General features: G+C 63.7%; 17 protein-coding genes. 9 read left to right on the top strand and 8 right to left on the bottom strand.

Translation table 11 applies throughout. From position 1 onward, the window contains the following. Positions 1–3: 3 nt before the first annotated feature. The 6 genes from AC07FD_RS23135 (at position 4) to AC07FD_RS23110 (ending at position 5,758) form a co-directional block, all read left to right on the top strand. Positions 4–1,086, top strand: a complete 1,083-nt coding sequence (locus AC07FD_RS23135) for an extracellular solute-binding protein (protein ID WP_478351711.1) — start codon at positions 4–6, stop codon at positions 1,084–1,086. A 25-nt stretch (positions 1,087–1,111) separates the two neighbouring features. Beyond that, on the top strand, positions 1,112–2,020 hold the full coding sequence (locus tag AC07FD_RS23130; protein WP_478351710.1) for an ABC transporter permease: 909 nt from the start codon (positions 1,112–1,114) through the stop codon (positions 2,018–2,020). Then, positions 2,017–2,805, top strand: coding sequence for an ABC transporter permease (locus AC07FD_RS23125; RefSeq protein WP_478351709.1), 789 nt, complete (start codon positions 2,017–2,019; stop codon positions 2,803–2,805). Before AC07FD_RS23130 ends, AC07FD_RS23125 begins: the two co-directional genes overlap by 4 nt. A gap of 1 nt (position 2,806) precedes the next feature. After that, entirely contained in the window at positions 2,807–3,925 is a 1,119-nt protein-coding gene (locus tag AC07FD_RS23120; RefSeq protein ID WP_478351708.1) for an ABC transporter ATP-binding protein, read from the top strand. 29 nt (positions 3,926–3,954) lie between these two features. Next, complete coding sequence (locus tag AC07FD_RS23115) at positions 3,955–5,337, top strand: NAD(P)/FAD-dependent oxidoreductase (RefSeq protein WP_478351707.1); 1,383 nt, start codon at positions 3,955–3,957, stop codon at positions 5,335–5,337. Positions 5,338–5,398: 61 nt separating this feature from the next. After that, a complete protein-coding gene (locus AC07FD_RS23110; protein ID WP_478351706.1) occupies positions 5,399–5,758 on the top strand; it encodes a cupin domain-containing protein in 360 nt (119 codons plus the stop codon). Position 5,759: 1 nt separating this feature from the next. Here AC07FD_RS23110 and AC07FD_RS23105 read toward each other — a convergent pair whose 3' ends face one another. From AC07FD_RS23105 to AC07FD_RS23070, 8 genes are all read right to left on the bottom strand, one after another. Next, positions 5,760–6,017 carry a BrnA antitoxin family protein gene (locus AC07FD_RS23105; RefSeq protein ID WP_478351705.1) on the bottom strand — a complete coding sequence of 86 codons (258 nt, stop codon included), beginning with the start codon at positions 6,015–6,017 and terminating at the stop codon, positions 5,760–5,762. 164 nt (positions 6,018–6,181) lie between these two features. Continuing rightward, positions 6,182–8,911, bottom strand: a complete 2,730-nt coding sequence (locus AC07FD_RS23100) for a nitrate reductase (protein WP_478351704.1) — start codon at positions 8,909–8,911, stop codon at positions 6,182–6,184. Between the two features lie 3 nt (positions 8,912–8,914). Next, complete coding sequence (nirD, locus tag AC07FD_RS23095) at positions 8,915–9,244, bottom strand: nitrite reductase small subunit NirD (protein ID WP_478351703.1); 330 nt, start codon at positions 9,242–9,244, stop codon at positions 8,915–8,917. 5 nt (positions 9,245–9,249) lie between these two features. After that, positions 9,250–11,700 (bottom strand): nitrite reductase large subunit NirB, encoded by a 2,451-nt coding sequence (gene nirB, locus AC07FD_RS23090; RefSeq protein ID WP_478351702.1) that lies wholly within the window; start codon positions 11,698–11,700, stop codon positions 9,250–9,252. A gap of 20 nt (positions 11,701–11,720) precedes the next feature. Beyond that, a complete protein-coding gene (locus AC07FD_RS23085; RefSeq protein ID WP_478351701.1) occupies positions 11,721–13,019 on the bottom strand; it encodes an MFS transporter in 1,299 nt (432 codons plus the stop codon). Positions 13,020–13,092: 73 nt separating this feature from the next. After that, positions 13,093–13,422: a hypothetical protein gene (locus tag AC07FD_RS23080; protein ID WP_478351700.1), complete on the bottom strand. Its 330-nt coding sequence runs from the start codon at positions 13,420–13,422 to the stop codon at positions 13,093–13,095. Positions 13,423–13,631: 209 nt separating this feature from the next. Further along, complete coding sequence (locus AC07FD_RS23075) at positions 13,632–14,858, bottom strand: CmpA/NrtA family ABC transporter substrate-binding protein (RefSeq protein ID WP_478351767.1); 1,227 nt, start codon at positions 14,856–14,858, stop codon at positions 13,632–13,634. Positions 14,859–14,860: 2 nt separating this feature from the next. Then, the gene (locus AC07FD_RS23070; RefSeq protein WP_477282790.1) at positions 14,861–15,463 is read right to left on the bottom strand and encodes an ANTAR domain-containing response regulator; all 603 of its coding nucleotides are present in this window, start codon (positions 15,461–15,463) and stop codon (positions 14,861–14,863) included. Positions 15,464–15,885: 422 nt separating this feature from the next. Here AC07FD_RS23070 and AC07FD_RS23065 point away from each other — a divergent pair, with 422 nt between their 5' ends. The 3 genes from AC07FD_RS23065 (at position 15,886) to AC07FD_RS23055 (ending at position 17,853) form a co-directional block, all read left to right on the top strand. Beyond that, positions 15,886–16,566 (top strand): transposase, encoded by a 681-nt coding sequence (locus AC07FD_RS23065; RefSeq protein WP_478351699.1) that lies wholly within the window; start codon positions 15,886–15,888, stop codon positions 16,564–16,566. A gap of 59 nt (positions 16,567–16,625) precedes the next feature. Continuing rightward, on the top strand, positions 16,626–17,054 hold the full coding sequence (locus tag AC07FD_RS23060; RefSeq protein ID WP_478351698.1) for a hypothetical protein: 429 nt from the start codon (positions 16,626–16,628) through the stop codon (positions 17,052–17,054). A 118-nt stretch (positions 17,055–17,172) separates the two neighbouring features. Next, positions 17,173–17,853, top strand: coding sequence for a transposase (locus AC07FD_RS23055; protein WP_478351697.1), 681 nt, complete (start codon positions 17,173–17,175; stop codon positions 17,851–17,853). Positions 17,854–17,873: the final 20 nt, after the last annotated feature.

Genomic DNA, 17,873 nt, shown 5'->3' with positions numbered 1-17,873 from the left:
AAAATGGGAAGCAGATCAATAGTGTCCGGGCTTGTCGGCGCCGCCGCACTGGCCTTGATTGCCGCTGCCGCGGCTCATGCGCAAAGCGCGCCGCCCGCAGGCACCGTGGCGGACGGTTCGCTGAAAGGCAAGACGCTGACCTTCGTCTCCTATGGCGGCATCTACCAGGACGGCCAGGTCGCCGCCCTCAAGGAATTCGTCGACAAGAGCGGCGTCAAGCTGCTGAATGACGGGCCGACCGAAATCGCCAAGCTTCAGGCGCAGGTCGAGTCCGGCAATGTGACCTGGGATGTCGTCGACACCGACGATTTTCCGCCATTCGTGCATTGCGGCAAGCTGTTCCAGAAGCTCGACCTGACCAAGCTGGACGTTTCGCACATCCCGGCCGGACAGGTCGGCGAGTGCAGCGTGCCGGCGATGAACTACGGCACCGTCCTGATGTACAAGAACGCGACCTACAAGGACAACCCGCCGAAGGACTGGAAAGATTTTTTCGACACCAAGAAATTCCCCGGCACCCGCGCCATCGACGGCAGCGGCAGCCCGATCGGCGGCCTGATCGAACAGGGCATCCTGGCCGACGGCGGCTCGGTCGACAACATGACGCCCGCCGACATCGACAAGGGCATCGCCAAGATCAAGGCCATCGGTCCGGACACGATCTTCTGGAAAACCGGCGCCGAGTCCCAGCAGTTGGCTGAATCCGGCGAAGCCGACATGATCATCATGTGGACGGGTCGCGCCATGACGGCGGTCAAGAACGGCGCTGCCTATACGCCGGTGTGGAAGGACTGGCTGGTCGTCATGGATCAGCTGACCATCCCGGTCGGGGCCAAGGACACCGACGCCTCCTATGCGCTGATCAACGCCTATCTCGGCAAGAAGTCGCAGGAGGTCCTGACCGAGCAGACATCCTACTCGCCGATCAACACCGAGGCGCAGCCCAAGGTGGATGCTTCGGTCGCCGCCTTCCTGACCAACACGCCGGAACACGCCAAGCAGGGCTACCAGCAGAACATAAAGTTCTGGGTCGCCAATTTCGCCACCGCGTCCGACAAGTGGACGGCGCTGATGGCCGGCAACTGAGCCGGCCGAAAGCCAAGGTGAAAGTGTGAGCCAGACATCGCATACGCTGGCGGCCGGGGGTGACAATCCCCGGCCGGCCGGTGGCGTGCAGGGGCCCCAACGGCGCCTGCGGCTCGCCGCCTATCCTTCGCTGCTGGCGATGCCGGCGCTGTTCCTGCTCATCGCGGCGATGGGCTATCCGCTGCTGACCGTCACGCTGCGCAGTTTCTCGGACCCCGCCTGGGGAATGCAGAATTACGTCTGGTTCTTTTCCACGCCGGTGAACGTCACGGTTCTGTGGCGCACCTTTTCCATCGCCGCCTGGGTCACCATCGTCTGCGTTATCGCCGCCTACCCCTACGCCTACCTGATGACGGCGGTTGGGCCGCGCATGCGGCTCGTCCTCATCCTGTGCGTGCTGGTGCCGTTCTGGGTCAGCGGCGTGGTGCGCACATTGGCCTGGGTCATCTTGCTGCAGGATTCCGGCATCATCAATTCCGTCGTCAGGCTGTTCGGCCTTGACACCGTGAAGCTGATCCGCACCCAGACCGGCGTGGTGATCGGCATGGCGCAGGTGCTGCTGCCGTTCATGATCCTGCCGCTCTATTCGGTGATGCGCGGCATCGACCTGCGCCTCGTCCAGGCGGCGCGCAGTCTCGGCGCGCGACCCTCGCTGGCTTTCCTGCAGATCTATCTGCCGCTGTCGCTGCCCGGCGTATTCGCCGGCGCCATCATCGTCTTCATCCTGTCGCTCGGCTTCTACATCACCCCGGCCCTGCTCGGCGGCCCCCGCAGCACCATGCTGTCGACGCTGGTGCAGAGCCAGGTGCTCAGCCTGCTCAACTGGGGTCGCGGCGGCGCCATGGGTGTCGTGCTCCTGGTCGCGACCTTCGTGCTTCTGGCGCTCGCCGCGCCGCTGATGCGCCAGCGCCACAAACAGGCGTCCAGATCATGAGGCTGGCGCCGTTCCGCATTCTGCTCGGTCTGTTCTGCCTGCTGGTTGCCGTGTGGCTGGTGATGCCGACGCTGGTCATCATCCCGATGTCGTTCAACGAGAAGAAGTCGCTTGCCTTCCCGCCATCCGGCTTCTCATGGCAGTGGTACGAGAATTTCTTCACCAACCCGGACTGGCTGACCAGCTTCTTCAACTCGCTCAGGGTCGCGGGCCTCGTTGCCGTCGCCGCCACGCTGATAGGCACGCTGGCGGCACTCGGCCTCAGCCGCATGAAACATTCCGGCGCCGGCCTGCTGCGCGCCATCCTGATCACACCGATGATCGTGCCCGGCGTGGTCCTCGCGATCGGCATCTATGCCGTCTATCTCGACTACCATCTCGTCGGCACCACCGCCGGCTTCGTCATCGCGCACACGATGCTGGCGATCCCCTTTGTCATCATCGCCGTGTCGGCAAGCCTCGAAGTCTTCGACGTGCGGCTGGAGACGGCGGCGGCAAGCCTTGGCGCCGACCGCTTCACCGCATTCCGCACCGTGACCTTGCCTTTGATCGCGCCCGGCATCCTTTCGGGGCTCCTGTTTGCCTTTGTCACCTCCTTCGATGAAATCATCGTCGCGCTGTTCATCACCAGCCCCTATTTGAAGACCTTGCCCGTGCAGATCTTCACCAGCATCACCCGCGACGCCGACCCGACGGTGACGGCTGTCGGAACGATCATCTTCATTGCCACGACGCTGGTGATCAGTGCCGGGCTGATCATCAGCTCGAAATCGACGAGGAGTTGAGATGGCTGCGTCCAACAGCAAAGAACGTGGCGCGGCCATCGACATCAAGGCCGCAACCAAGCGCTACGGCAATTTCACCGCGCTCGACGACGTCAGCCTGCATATCGAGCCGGGCGAATTCATGACGCTGCTCGGCCCCAGCGGCTCCGGCAAGACCACCACGCTCAACGTCGTGGCCGGCTTTACCGACCTGACCTCAGGCGACCTTGCCGTCGGCGGCAAAAGCATCGTCGCGCTGCCGGCGCACAAGCGCAACATCGGCGTTGTCTTCCAGCACTACGCGCTGTTTCCGCACATGACCGTCGGCAAGAACGTCGCCTATCCGCTCACCCTGCGCGGCATGGACAAGCAGGCGCGCGACCGCCATGTGGCGCGCGCCCTGGACATGGTCAAGATGGCCGACTTCGCCCATCGTTATCCCGCCGAGCTTTCCGGCGGCCAGCAGCAGCGCGTGGCGCTGGCCCGCGCCATCGTCTTCGATCCGCCGCTGCTTTTGATGGACGAGCCGCTCGGCGCGCTCGACAAGAAACTGCGCGAATGGCTGCAGCTGGAAATCAAGCGCATCCACCGCGAACTCGGCACCACCTTCGTCTATGTGACGCACGACCAGGAAGAGGCGCTGGTTCTGTCCGACCGCATCGCCGTGTTCAACCAGGGACGCATCGAACAGGTGGCAACCGGGCGTCAGCTCTACGACGAACCGGCGACATTGTTCGTGGCGAAGTTCATCGGCGAATCGACCAGTTTGCGTGGCGATGCCCAGACGTCGGGCGGCGAGACCAGCCTGACGATCGCCGGCCAGAAGGTCGTTGCCGGCGGCAAGCTCGCCGGCGGCCAGAAGCCGGTGGTGCTGCTGCGGCCGGAAAAGCTTTCGCTTGCCAGAACCAACACGCCTGCAGCCCCCGGACAGAACAGCCTTACCGGCCAGGTCAGCGAAGCGATCTATCTGGGCTCGGGTTCGAAATACCAGGTGACACTGGGCGATGGTTCCGTGGCCATCGTGCGCGCGACGCTCGAGGCCACGCCTTTCTCGATTGGTGACGCGGTCGATCTGCGTTGGTCGGTCGTCGATGCAAAACTTCTTGCCGACGACGACCGCGCCGACATGACGATGACCTGATCGCTCTTTCCCTCGCAGGATTTTTTGACATGGACGCCAAAGTCAACGGCAACATTTCGTTCTGGTATGCCGACATCGGCCTGCCAGCTTATCGTGCGCCGCTTCCGGGCGACCTCGAAGCCGATGTCTGCATCGTCGGCGCGGGCTATACCGGCCTGTGGACGGCCTACTATCTGAAGAAGGCCGATCCTTCGATCCGCATCGCCATGGTGGAACGGGAATTCGCCGGCTTCGGCGCGTCCGGCCGCAATGGCGGCTGGCTGTCCGGCGGCTTCAGCTGGTCGCGCGAGAAATATCTGCAGACATCGACGCGTGGCGCCGTCATCGACATGGAAACCGCCATGCATGGCACGGTCGACGAAGTGATCGCGGTGACCGAGGCCGAAGGCATCGATGCCGACATTCGCCGTGTCGACAATCTGACGGTTGCGACCAACCCGCCGCAGCTGGAGCGGATCAAGGCCGCCTATGCGGATGCAATCGGCTGGAGCGTGCCTCAGGACCGCGTCAGCCTGATCGGCCAGGCAGAGGCCAAGGCCCGCATCAACATCCGGAACGTGCTTGGCGGCTACATCCACCACGGCACCGCGCGCGTGCAGCCGGCCAAGCTGGTGCGTGGACTGTCCGAAGCCGTCGAGCGCCTCGGCGTGCCGATCTACGAACAGACGACCGTGACGGGTATTGAGAAGGGCAAGGTCACCACCGATCGCGGCACGGTGCGCGCGCCCATCATCATCCGCGCCACGGAGGGGTTCACGGCCGGCATATCAGGCAATGAGCGGCTCTGGCTTCCGCTCAACAGCGCACAGATCATCACCGAGCCGCTGCCCCAATCGCTGTGGGACGAGATCGGCTGGGACGGCCACGAGCTGCTGGGCGACGCAGCACACGCCTATTGCTATGCCCAGCGCACCCGCGAAGGCCGCATCACCATGGGCGGGCGCGGCTTGCCCTACCGCTACGGGTCGCAGACGGACGTGCGCGGACAGACACAGCAGGCGACCATCGAAAGCCTGCACGCGATCCTCACCCGCCTGCTGCCGCAGACCAGCAAGCTTCGCATCGACCACGCCTGGTGCGGCGTGCTTGGCGTGCCGCGCGACTGGTGCACGACGGCCGGCCTCGACCTTGAGACCGGCATCGGCTGGGCCGGCGGCTATGTCGGCCTCGGCGTGTCGAGCTCCAACCTTTCGGGCCGGACGCTGCGCGACCTTATCCTGCGCCGCGACACCGAACTGACCCGCCTGCCCTGGGTCAACCGCCTGGTCAGCAAGTGGGAGCCCGAGCCGATGCGCTGGCTCGGCGTCCACTCGATGTATCAGCTCTATCGCGTCGCCGACGAGCGCGAGGAGGCCGGTCTCCAGCACACGTCGAAACTGGCCGCCATCGCCGACCGCATCACCGGGCATTGAGCCCTGCGGCGCCACACCTCGGATCGAAAAGCATTTTTTCAGTGCCTGCCCGGAGACCGCCATGACCGACTTCCAGACCTTCGCCCATCTCGCTGCGATCGATCTCGGCGAGCCCGAGCCCAAGCCGACCTCGATCAGCGGTGATCAACTCGAAGCGTCGAGGACATTGTGGACCTCGCCGGACGGGACGCTCGAAGTCGGCGTCTGGGCATGCACGCCGGGCCGTTTCACCGCGTCGCGCGACACGAATTCCGAAACCTGTCACATCGTGTCGGGCCGGGTCTCGCTGCATGGTCCCGATGGCCACAGCAAGGAGGTTAGCGCCGGCGAAATGCTGGTGCTGCCGAAAGGCTGGAAAGGCGAGTGGACCATCCACGAACCGACGCGCAAGCTCTATATTCTGCACTTCGAAGCGGCGTGAGCTAGTCATCGTCCGAACCGCTGGCGACCGGCTTGCCTTCTATCGCCTGCCGCAATGCGTCGTTGATCCGGTCCTGCCAGCCGGGGCCATCGGCTTGAAAATGGTCCAGCACGGTTCGATCGATCCTGATCGAAACAAGCTCCCTGACACCTGGAGCGGCCGAGGGCTCGCGAAGCGGAGCAACCGGCTTCTTGATTGGCTTGAAGGCGGCTTCGGCCGCCGTCAACGGATTTGTCGGTCGGCGCGGGGGATTTGCCATTGGGTGAACCCTGACTGGAAGACGACTCATGCTCGCCGATCAGGCTGCACGCTTGCACCACCATAGCCCAACTGACGCCATCGCGCAGGCCCATTTGGCCAGGACCTGCCTTCGATACCCTACCCCAACCGGCCAGCGACCTTCGCGGCACAGGCTGGCGCCGGTCACTCGGCGGCTTGAAGAATTTGTGCGGCGACGATGATCCTGATCTCGGCACGGCAGGAGCCGCAATTCGTGCCGGCATGCAGGGTCGCACCGATCGCCTCGACGCTGGCGCAGCCGCTTCGCACCGCTTGCGCGATCTGGTTGGCGCCGACGCCGAAGCAGGAACAGACGATGGCACCGCGGTCGACGTCGACCCCGCCCGGCCGCCCGGCCACGATCGCCAGCCTGGCGCGCCGATCGACATGATCGGCGTTCAATTGATCCGCCGCCCAGCCGCGCGACACCGCGACCGGACCGGGCGCCACGAACAAGGCGCCTGACAAGTGATCGCCGTCGAAAGCCGCAATGCGATGCTGGCCGGCATCGCGGTCATGATAGGCGAGGATTTCGCTGCCCGGCGGCGTTGCGAACAGGGACCCGGCGAAGGCGGCCCAGTCGATGCCATCATCGGCAAAGGCAAGCTCGACCCGCCAGCCGCCCTTGCATTTGGCTGCGGCCCAGTAGGTCGCGGTATTGGGCGCCGGCCTCTGCCGCATCACAGCGAAGCCGAAGGCTTTTGCGGCGAATTTCTCGATGCGGGCGGCGACATGTTTCAGCGCCGGCTGGCCGGAGACCGGATCGGTCAGCGGCGCAGTCAGCGCATCGAGCCGGCCCTTTGCCGAGAACTGATCAGTCCAGTGCATCGGTGCAAACAGGCTGCCCTGACGCTGGCGTGCGGTCACCAGCGCGCGCACCAGCACGTCGCCGCGCGGGCTGGAGACGCGCGCGATGTCCGCGTCGCCGATGCCGAAGCGTTGCGCATCCGCCGGATGGATTTCGACGAAGGGCTCGGCAATGTGCTGGGAGAGCCGCGGGCTTTTGCCGGTCCGCGTCATGGTGTGCCAGTGATCGCGGATGCGGCCGGTGTTGAGGATCAGCGGATAGTCCGGGCTGGTGCGGATATCGACGGCGGGGCGGATGGCAATGAAGCGCGCCTTGCGGTCTGGTGTGTAGAAATCGCCGTTGGCGAAGAAGCGGATGTTGGTTTGGGTGGCGTCACTTTCTTGGCGTCCAACCTGAGCATCCGCCTCTGGCTGACGTCGGGCCCAAGTGTCTGGGCTCGGCGCTGGCCATTGGAATGGCTCCAGCGCGTCGTAGTCCTTAACATCGATCGCAGCACAAGCACCAATATCGAAATCCCGCGCGCCGTCATTCTCGAAACCCGACAGCGCGGCGTGTTCGACAAAAAGCTCCGCCGGCGTCGCATAGGAAAATGCCTCGCCAAAACCCATCCGCTTGCCGACTTCGGCAACGATCTGCCAGTCGGGGCGCGCCTCGCCGGGCAGGTCCAGGAACGCGCGCTGCCGCGAGATGCGGCGCTCGGAATTGGTGACGGTGCCGTCCTTCTCGCCCCAGGCAGCGGCCGGCAGCCGGACATGGGCATGGCGGACGGTGTCGGTCCTGGCCAGCACGTCCGACACCACGACGAACGGGCAAGCCTTGATCGCCGCTTCGACGGCATCGGCATCCGGCATCGAATCGACCGGGTTGGTGGCCATGATCCACAGCGCCTTGATGCGCCCGTCGGCCACCGCCTGAAACATCTCGACCGCCTTCAAGCCAGGCCTTTCGGCAATGGCGGGCGCAGTCCAGAAGCGCTGCACGCGGTCACGATGTTCGGGATTCTCGATCTCCATATGGGCGGCGAGCATATTGGCCATGCCGCCGACTTCGCGGCCGCCCATGGCGTTGGGCTGGCCGGTCACCGAAAACGGCCCTGCTCCCGGTTTGCCGATGCGGCCGGTAGCGAGATGGCAGTTGATGATGGCGTTGACCTTGTCGGTGCCCGACGACGACTGGTTCACCCCTTGGCTGTAGACGGTCACGGTCTTGGAGGTCGCGGCGAACAGGCTGTAGAAGCGGCCAAGCTCGTCCTCGCTGAGGCCCGTGGCAGCGGCGACGCCGGCAAGGTCGAGCGCCGATGCCGCGAAAAGCGCTTGCCCGAAACCGGTCGTGTGCGCCGTGACATAGGCCCGGTCCAGCGCGTTGTGCTGGCCGAGATAGGCGAGCAGCCCGGTGAACAACGCGACGTCGCCATCGGGCGCGATCGCCAGATGCATGTCGGCGATGTCTGATGTCATGGTGCGGCGCGGATCGACCAGCACGATCTTCATCTCCGGCCGCTTTTCCCGGGCCGCCGCGATGCGCTGGTAGAGCACGGGATGGCACCAGGCGAGATTGGAGCCGACCAGCACGATCAGGTCAGCAAGCTCCAGGTCCTCATACGTCCCCGGTACGGTGTCGGAGCCGAAGGCGCGGCGGTGGCCGGCGACCGACGAGGCCATGCACAGGCGCGAATTGGTGTCGATGTTGGCCGAACCGACAAAACCCTTCATCAGCTTGTTGGCGACGTAATAGTCCTCGGTCAGCAACTGGCCGGAGACGTAGAAGGCGACCGCGTCCGGACCATGCTCGGCGATGGTTTGCGAAAAGGTCGAGGCGACGAGGTCGAGCGCCTCGTCCCAGCCGGCGCGGCGGCCGTGGATTTCGGGATAGAGCAGCCTGCCGTCGAGGTCGATGGTCTCCGCCAGGGCCGAGCCCTTGGAGCAGAGCCGGCCGAAATTCGCCGGATGGTCGGGGTCGCCGCGGACGCTGACCTCACCGTCCGCGGCGACCTTCGCCAGCACGCCGCAGCCCACCCCGCAATAGGGGCAGGTGGTCCTCACCTCGCGCGCTTCGTCATTCTCCATGTTTCAGGCCGCGCGGCTGGCCAGCGCTTCCAGCGCAATGAACAGACGCTCGCCTTCGACCCGCACCGGAATGGTGCGCACCGCGCCCTCGTCGGCGCCGAGCGCCTTGCCGGTTTCCAGCGAAATCACCCAGCTGTGCAAGGGACAGGTCACCGCCGTGCCGTGCACGATGCCCTGACTGAGCGGCCCGCCTTTGTGCGGGCAATGGTCGTCGATGGCGTAGACGTGATCGTCGGCGGTGCGGAAGACGGCAACCTTGCCTTCCGGCGTGTCGACGCAGCGCGCGCCACGACGGGGGATGTCCAACAGGGAGCCTATTGATACCCAGTTCATCTGCATCACTCCGCCGCCTGCGCAAAACCGACAGTCGCCATCGGCCGGAACTCGTGCTTGTCCTTGCCGGACACGCGTTCCGACCACGGGTCGACCTGGGCGAATTTCTGGCTGAAGACGAAGCGGTCGAAATAGGCCTTGCGCTTGGCATCGTCGTCCATGATCTGGCGCTTGATTTCGGGGATCCCGATGCGCTTGGCCCATTTGTAGATACGCTCGAGATAGCGGCCCTGCTCGCGATACATCTGCGTCAGCGCCACGATATGCTCCAGTGCCTCGTCCTCGGTCCTGACCAGGCCGAGCACTTCGGTGCCCTTGATGTCGAGGCCGGCCGCCCCGGCGAAATGGATCTCGTAGCCACTGTCGACGCAGATGACGCCGACATCCTTGCAGGTCGCCTCGGCGCAGTTCCTGGGGCAACCCGACACCGCCATCTTGACCTTGGCGGGGGTCCAGGAACCCCACATGAATTTCTCGATGCGGATGCCGAGGCCTGTCGAATCCTGCGTGCCGAAGCGACACCAGTCCGAGCCGACGCAGGTCTTCACCGTGCGCAGGCCCTTGGCATAGGCGTGGCCGGAGACGAATCCGGCCTGGCCGAGATCGGCCCACACCGCCGGCAGGTCCTCTTTGCGGATGCCGAGCATATCGATGCGCTGGCCGCCGGTGACCTTGACCATCGGAATCTCGAACTTGTCGACGACATCGGCGATGGCGCGCAGTTCGGCCGCATTGGTGACGCCGCCCCACATGCGCGGCACCACCGAATAGGTACCGTCCTTCTGGATGTTGGCGTGGACCCGCTCGTTGATGAAGCGCGACTGGTAGTCGTCGGCATAGTCGTCCGGCCAGTCGCAGACGAGATAGTAGTTGAGCGCCGGCCGGCATTTGGCGCAGCCGCAGGAGGTCGTCCATTCCAGCTCCTGCATGACGGCCGGAATGGTCTTCAAGCGCTTGGCCACGATCAGGCGGCGCACCTCGTCATGGCCGAGCGTGGTGCAGCCGCACATCGGCTGCACCTCCGCAGGGTTGTATTTGTCGCCGATGGTCAGCACCATCAGCTTTTCGACCAGCCCGGTGCAGGACCCGCAGGAGGCCGACGCCTTGGTGTGGGCCCTGACATCGTCGAGCGAGGTCAGGCCCTTGGCGGTGATCGCGCCAGTTATCTTGCTCTTGCAAACGCCGTTGCAGCCGCAGATTTCCGCATCATCCGGCAAGGCTGCAACGGCCGCCATAGGGTCCAGCGGGGCACCCCCCTGGTAGGACTGGCCGAAGATGAGCGTGTCGCGCATCTCCGATATGTCGGTCTGTTTCTTCTTGAGGTCGTTGAACCAGGCGCCATCGGCCGTCTCGCCATAGAGCACCGTGCCGATGATGCGATCGTCCTTCAGCACCAGGCGCTTGTAGACGCCGGCCGCCGCATCGCGCAGCACAATCTCCTGCCGGTCCTCGCCCTCGGCGAAGTCGCCGAGCGAGAACAGGTCGATGCCGGTGACCTTGAGTTTGGTCGGCGTGTCTGAATGCACGAAGGCAGCAGCCTCGTCACCGGCCAGCTGGTGGGCGGCGACGCGCGCCATCTCGTAGAGCGGTGCGACCAGCCCGTAGACCTGGCCGTTGACCTCGGCGCACTCACCGAGCGCGTAGATGTCGGGATCGTTGCTGCGCATGCCGGCGTCGACGACGATGCCGCGATTGACGGCAATGCCGGCTTCCTTGGCGATCGTCGCATTCGGCCGGATGCCCACCGCCATGACGACCAGCGTCGCCGGAATGATGGTGCCGTCGGCGAGCTCCACCCGCTCGACCTTGCCATTGCCGGTGATTGCCTTTGTGTTGGCCTTGATGATGACCTTGATGCCACGCTCTTCCACCGCGCGCTGCAGCAGATAGCCGGCCGCCGGATCGAGCTGGCGCTCCATCAATGTCGGCATGACATGCAGCACGGTGACATCCATGCCCTGCACGCTGAGGCCCGCAGCGGCTTCCAGCCCTAGCAGGCCACCGCCGATCACCACCGCCTTGGCCCGCGACTGGGCGGCCAGCACCATCGCCTGCACATCGTCGAGGTCGCGATAGGTCAGCACCCCCGGCAGATTGTGGCCGGGCACCGGAATGATGAACGGCACCGAGCCGGTGGCGATGACGAGCTTGTCGTAGGGCTCGGTGACGCCATGATCGGAGGTGACGGTCTTCGCCGTCCGGTCGATGGCGATGATCTTGTGGCCCTTGTAGAGGGTGATGCCGTGCTTGATGTACCAGCCATCGCCGTGGATGATGATCTCTTCATAGGCCTTCTCGCCGGAGAGCACCGGCGACAGCATGATGCGGTCGTAGTTCACCCTGGGCTCGGCGTTGAAGATGGTGACCTGGTAGCGGCCGGGCGCCTTTTCCAGAAGATGCTCCAGCATGCGCCCGGGCGCCATGCCATTGCCGATGATGACGAGTTTCTCACTCATATTCCTGATCCGCTCCGGTCTCACTCTGCCGCGTAGGAAAGGGCTGAAGTTTGAGCTGCCGCGCGCTCCATCCGCCGGATGGTGAAGTGCATCCAGGCAAAGCATGTGGAGACGATCACAAACAGCAGCATGAAGCAGCTAGACCACACGCCCGTAAGGTCGTTGAGCGCGCCAAAGGCAATCGGCAGGACAAAGCCGCCGAGCCCGCCGATCATGCCGACAACGCCGCCGACTGCGCCAACGCTCGCTGGATAGTAGGCAGGGATGTGCTTGTAGACGGCAGCCTTGCCGAGGCTCATGAAGAAGCCGAGTACGCAGGCGACGGCGATGAAGGCCACCGGCCCGATGGCGAAGTGGAAGGCGATCGGCCCGGTGATGCCGTGCACGACATAGTCCGTGGGCGGCAGCGACAGGATCAGCGTCGCGACGGCCGACACCGCGAAGGTCCAATAGAGCACGGTGCGGGCGCCGATCCGGTCGGAAAGCACGCCACCATAGGCGCGGAAGACACTTGCCGGGATCGAGTAGGCTGCACCGATCATGCCGGCGGTCGCGATGCCGAAGCCATAGACACCGATCAGATAGCGCGGCAACCACAGCGACAGCGCCACGAACGCCCCAAAAGCGAAGAAGTAGTAGAAGGCGAAGCGCCAGACCTGCAAGTTCTTCAGCGGCGCGAATTCCTGCAAGAAGCTTCTCGTTGGCGCCACCTTGCCGGCTCGCCGCTCGCGGATGACCGGATCGTCGCCGGTGGTGAACCAGAAAGCGACGGCCATGACGACCAGCGCGGCTGCCCAGATTTGCGCGACCGACTGCCAGCCCCAGGAGAGCAGCACGAACGGCGCCAGGAACTTGGTCACCGCGGCCCCGACATTGCCGACACCGAAAATGCCGAGAGCCGTTCCCTGCCTGCCGGCGGGGAAGAAGCGCGAGACATAGGCGACGCCGACGGCGAAGGAACCGCCGGCAAGCCCGACGCCGAGCGCTGCGATCAGCATCTGCTCATAGGTGTGTGCATAAGCGAGCAGGAAGGTCGCGGCCGCCGCCGCAAGCATGGTCGCGGTGTAGACCAGCCGTCCGCCGTAGCGGTCGGTCCAGATGCCGAGCACCATGCGCACCAGCGAGCCGGTGAGAATTGGCGTGCCGACGAGCAGGCCGAATTCCGTCTCGTTCAGCCCAAGCTCCTGCTTTATGCGAATGCCGATGATTGAAAAGATCGTCCACACCGCGAAGCAGACGGTGAAGGCGACGGTGGACATCACGAGCGCCTGCCGAGGAGCACTGTCCTGGCTGGGCACGGCTGGGAGATTTGCAGTCATGGTAGGCTCCGGTTTGCGGCGTGGGAGGCACCGCGTTTGTCTTGTTGATCGGCGAGCAGCGGCGCGGCATCGGTCAGCGCGATGAAACCAGGCTTGGCGCGGTCACTTCGGGGCCCTTCCCTACGGTCTTGGCAGTGACGGGAAACAGCATGTACGCCGCCACGAACAGCACCGCCGTCAGCGCACTGCTGACGAGAAAATCACGGCGCGCAAAATCCTTGAGAGATGATCCAGTTCCGATCCGTTTCGTCATCGTCGTCTCCGGGTTGGGCGCGCTTGGGAGAGTGCGCCGTCGATTGCGTGTTCGATCAAAACAAAAAAAGCCGCCGGCCAGGCCTTCGCGTCCGGGAATCCGGGATCGCGTATCGACCTGAGCGGCAGCTTCGCCTGTGGCGCCCGCCATTGGACGCCGGTTCCGTGACCCGACTAGGGCCTGCCTATTTCAAAGCAGGAACCGTGCCAGTTTCGGATGATCTGAAAAACATCAATGGAATCAGTGGCCCGAGCCGATCACCGACTTGCCAAGCCATAGAGCGAGCAGGCCAAAGATTGTTCATTGGAGCAATCGAGCGCATAATTTTTGTGCAATGCACAAAAATGGCGCAGAAATGATCAGCCCGATTTCTGGCCGGCAATATAGGCGTCGATCTCATCGGGATCGAAGATCTGGCCGTCGAAGAAACCATCGGGACCGAGTACGAGGCTCGCGCCTGCCGAACCGACCGGAGTCGCGGCCTTCAACGCACCCTCGACCTTCGAATTGGCGCCGGGCAGCGCGACGCCAAGCGGCTTCAGCGCCGAACGGTAGAGATCGGGACGATAGCAATCGCGGGCGATGGCGAGGTTTTCTGGCGTATGTTCGACATGCCCCCAGCGCACCATCTGCGTGTAGAACCACAGCGCATGGCTCTTCCAGGGAAAGTTCGCCGCCTTGTCGAAGGGCAGGAAGAAGTCGTCGATGGTTCGCGCCGCTCCTCCACCCAACTGCAGATGGCCGGTCAGGATCGGCATCTGGACTGCCCGCGGCAGGCCGAGGAAGCCGGGCAGCGCCATCACCGCGGCCAATTCGCCACGGTTGGCCGGATCCTGGCACCAGCGCGCCGAGTGATGCAGCGCGCGCAACAGCGCCGCCAGCGCCTCGGAAGACTGCTCGGCCCAGGCCTTGCGCACGCCGACCACCTTCTCCGGGCTGTTGCGCCATATCTGCGCCTTGACGGTGACGATGTGGCCGGTGCCGGCGGCCACCGCGGCGCTGTTCCACGGCTCGCCGACGCAGTAGCCGTCGATCCGCCCAGTCGCCAGCGCGTCGGCCATGAAGGGCGGCGGCACGATGACGATCTCGATCTCGCGCGCCGGATCGATGCCACAGGCGGCAAGCCAGTAGCGCAGTTCGTAATTGTGCCCGGAATGGGGATGCACGACGGCGAAGCGCAGCGGGTCGCGCCCGGCAGCGGCGCGCTCGCGGATGAGCGCGCCAAGTGCGGCACCGGCGCGCGCCGGGTCGAGATCGGGCGCAGCACCATGCGCTGCCATGCCCGCCCAGACGGCATTGGAAATGGTGACGCAATTGCCGCCGAGACCGAGCGAGAACGGCACGATGGTCTCTGACGCGAGCGGCGTCAGCCCGAGATTGCAGGCGAGCGGCATCGGTCCCAGCATATGCGCGAGATGGAAGTGGCCGATGGCGATGCGGTCGCGAATGTTGGCCCAGGACGTCTCGCGGTGCAGCGTGAGGTCGATGCCCTCGCGCGCGGCAAAGCCAAGCTCGCCGGCCGCGACCAGCACGGCGCTGTCGAACAGCGGCATGAAGCCGGCGGTGATCTGATGCTCGGCGCCCATGCTCATTCGTCCTCCGCCGGTCCCAGCAGCCCGGCCGCGGTCACCAGGCTCTGGGCGATGTCGCTTATCTTGCGGTTCTGGTTCATCGCCGTCTTGCGCAGCAGCGTGTAGGCGGCCTCTTCGCTCAGGCCGCGCGACTTCATCAGGATGCCCTTGGCGCGATCGATCACCTTGCGGCTCTCGAGTTCGCTTCGAGCCTCTTCCAGTTCGCGCGCCATGCGCGAAAAAGCGTTGAAGCGGCTGACCGCCATGTCGAGGATCGGCTTGACGCGCTCCTGCCGCAGGCCGTCGACGACATAGGCCGAAACGCCGGCATCGACCGCCGCCTCGATCGAGGCCTGGTCGGAGCGGTCGACGAACATGGCGATCGGCCGCTTCACCGCGCGCGACAGCTGGAACATGTTTTCCAGCATGTCGCGGTTCGGGTTTTCGAGGTCGATGACGATGACGTCGGGCTCGATCTCGGCGATCCGCCGCGCAATGCCGGTCACGTCATGGATGACGGTGACCCGCTCATGGCCAGCCTCGCGCAACCCCGCCTCGATGATCGCGGCGCGGATGCGGTTTTCATCGATCACCAGGACGGCGAGTGCGGTTCGGACCATGCCCCGCATTGTGACCAAGCGAGGCAATTGTGCAATGCGGCATGGCCCGCCGATCGCAACATTCGCTGGGCATGGGGATTGGAAACGCCGATGCAAACAGAATTCGGAATTTGCAACACAACTGTCGAAACACCGCCGGCAGCAAGGATCAGTTGAGCGGGAAACCAACGCTGCCGGTGAAGTTCTGGGTTTCGACCCTCCAGCCATTGCCGAAAGAAAGCTGATATTTCGCACGCATATTGACCGTGCCCATCTTCGCGGACAACCCAAGGCCCGTCGTGACTTGGTTTGTCGAATTGGCCGCGCCGGTTACCGAGTAAAAAGGTCCGGCCGTAAGATCGGCATAGTTGAGGCTCTGGTTTTACGGTGACAGTGCACTTTTTTCTGTGCCCTCCCGGTCGCCGTATGTGTAAACTTCCCGCATGGCCCGCCTTGCCCGCACTGTCATTCCCGGTCTGCCGCACCACGTGACGCAGCGTGGCAACGGCCGCGCCAAGGTATTTTTCACGCCTGAGGACTATGCGCTCTACAAGACCCTGCTCGTCGAGCATTGCCGCGTCGCCGATGTCAGCATCTGGGCGTGGTGCCTGATGCCAAACCATGTGCATCTGATCCTGACGCCAGCCGATCCGGATGGCCTGCGGCGCGCGCTTGCCAAGGTGCACCGCGCCTATGCGGGAACCATCCACGCGCGGCAGAAGAAAACCGGGCATTTCTGGCAGGGCCGCTTCGGCGCCGTCGCCATGGACGAGGATCACCTCCAGTCGGCGGTGCGCTATGTCGGGCTGAACCCTGTTCGTGCTGGGCTGGTGGAACAGGCACAGGATTGGCCTTGGTCAAGCGCCCGGGCGCATCTGACGGGTGAACCCGACGGCGTTGCGGATTTATGGCCGATCAAGGATCGGCTGCCATCGCCGACGGGGCTGTTCGATCTGATCGAGACGGATATCGCGGCTTTCGACGCACTGCGCAAGGCCGAGAGCATCGGTCGGCCGGTGGGCGACGAAGCATTTCTGGACCGGATTGCCGGGCAAACCGGAATGGCCCTGAAACCAGGAAAACGAGGCAGGCCGCGAAGGGAAAATAGTGCACTGTCACCGTAATTCGATCCTGGCGGGAAGTCTGAAAGTTCTGGAAATTTATCGAATCCAACGGAAACACAATGATAGTACAATTCTACGGCATCACCTTCGATGCGCCTAACGGATGGGAAGACATCACCGACAACCTCCATAGAGGAGCGCCGCCTACTATATCAAAAGCATCTGGCGCCAGTGCTGTTCAGTTTTCTATTGCAAAATATCATAGCGGGAAAAACCCAAAAGTAAATTTAGAAGATCTAAGATCGTTCTTGATTGAATTCTGTCAAAATAATTCAATTGGTATTGATGGAATTTTCACCTATAGTTCCGGTGGTATAATGTGCGCTGGAGTTTCGTCAGAAACTGTTGATAAATTACTATATGCATGGTATTTATCAAACGGCAATGATGTCGTATTTACGACCTATGTCGGCATAGGCGATGATTCTGATATACTAAACAAAGAATTACTCGAAGCGAAGGGGATAATTTCGTCTATATCGTTTTAGATTCCCTGTAGAGAAACAAAAAGCGACAATGCACTTATTTTTGCTTGCCGCTTCGGAATTACGGTGACAGTCACTTTTTTCTGTGCCCTCCCGGTCGCCGTATGTGTAAACTTCCCGCATGGCTCGCCTTGCCCGCATCGTCGTTCCCGGTCTGCCGCACCATGTGACGCAGCGCGGCAACGGGCGCGCCAAGGTGTTTTTCACACCCGAAGACTACGCGCTCTACAAGACCCTGCTGGTCGAGCATTGCCGGTTCGCCGATGTCGGCATCTGGGCATGGTGCCTGATGCCGAACCACGTGCACCTGATCCTGACGCCGGCCGACGCGGACGGCCTGCGCCGCGCGCTCGCCAAAGTGCACCGCGCCTATGCAGGCGCCATCCACACGCGGCAAAGGAAAACCGGGCATTTCTGGCAAGGCCGCTTCGGCGCCGTCGCCATGGACGAGGATCACCTCTTGTCGGCGGTGCGCTATGTCGGGCTGAACCCGGTGCGCGCGGGCTTGGTGAAGCAGGCGCAGGCTTGGCCCTGGTCAAGCGCCCGGGCGCATCTGACGGGAGAACCCGATGGCGTCACGGATTTGCGGCCGATGCAGGACCGGCTGCCATCGCCAGCGGGGCTGTTCGATCTGATCGAAACCGATGTCGCGGCTTTCGACGCACTGCGCAAGGCCGAGAGCATCGGTCGGCCGGTGGGCAATCGAGCATTCCTGGACCGGATTGCCGGGCAAACCGGAAGAGCCGTCGAACCCGGAAAACGAGGCAGGTCACGAAAGGAAAATAGTGCACTGTCACCGTAATTCTGTCACCGTAATTCAAA

This window comes from Mesorhizobium waitakense (assembly GCF_056431085.1).
This window is presented reverse-complemented; position numbering and strand designations above follow the sequence as displayed.

Bases quoted from the DNA above. Each gene is read 5' to 3' on its own strand.
- AC07FD_RS23135 (WP_478351711.1), top strand. From the start codon at position 4: ATGGGAAGCAGATCAATAGTGTCCGGGCTTGTCGGCGCCGCCGCACTG.
- AC07FD_RS23125 (WP_478351709.1), top strand. From the start codon at position 2,017: ATGAGGCTGGCGCCGTTCCGCATTCTGCTCGGTCTGTTCTGCCTGCTG.
- AC07FD_RS23120 (WP_478351708.1), top strand. From the start codon at position 2,807: ATGGCTGCGTCCAACAGCAAAGAACGTGGCGCGGCCATCGACATCAAG.
- AC07FD_RS23115 (WP_478351707.1), top strand. From the start codon at position 3,955: ATGGACGCCAAAGTCAACGGCAACATTTCGTTCTGGTATGCCGACATC.
- AC07FD_RS23110 (WP_478351706.1), top strand. From the start codon at position 5,399: ATGACCGACTTCCAGACCTTCGCCCATCTCGCTGCGATCGATCTCGGC.
- AC07FD_RS23105 (WP_478351705.1), bottom strand. From the start codon at position 6,017: ATGGCAAATCCCCCGCGCCGACCGACAAATCCGTTGACGGCGGCCGAA.
- AC07FD_RS23100 (WP_478351704.1), bottom strand. From the start codon at position 8,911: ATGGAGAATGACGAAGCGCGCGAGGTGAGGACCACCTGCCCCTATTGC.
- nirD (WP_478351703.1), bottom strand. From the start codon at position 9,244: ATGAACTGGGTATCAATAGGCTCCCTGTTGGACATCCCCCGTCGTGGC.
- nirB (WP_478351702.1), bottom strand. From the start codon at position 11,700: ATGAGTGAGAAACTCGTCATCATCGGCAATGGCATGGCGCCCGGGCGC.
- AC07FD_RS23085 (WP_478351701.1), bottom strand. From the start codon at position 13,019: ATGACTGCAAATCTCCCAGCCGTGCCCAGCCAGGACAGTGCTCCTCGG.
- AC07FD_RS23080 (WP_478351700.1), bottom strand. From the start codon at position 13,422: ATGGCGGGCGCCACAGGCGAAGCTGCCGCTCAGGTCGATACGCGATCC.
- AC07FD_RS23075 (WP_478351767.1), bottom strand. From the start codon at position 14,858: ATGGGCGCCGAGCATCAGATCACCGCCGGCTTCATGCCGCTGTTCGAC.
- AC07FD_RS23070 (WP_477282790.1), bottom strand. From the start codon at position 15,463: ATGGTCCGAACCGCACTCGCCGTCCTGGTGATCGATGAAAACCGCATC.
- AC07FD_RS23065 (WP_478351699.1), top strand. From the start codon at position 15,886: ATGGCCCGCCTTGCCCGCACTGTCATTCCCGGTCTGCCGCACCACGTG.
- AC07FD_RS23060 (WP_478351698.1), top strand. From the start codon at position 16,626: ATGATAGTACAATTCTACGGCATCACCTTCGATGCGCCTAACGGATGG.
- AC07FD_RS23055 (WP_478351697.1), top strand. From the start codon at position 17,173: ATGGCTCGCCTTGCCCGCATCGTCGTTCCCGGTCTGCCGCACCATGTG.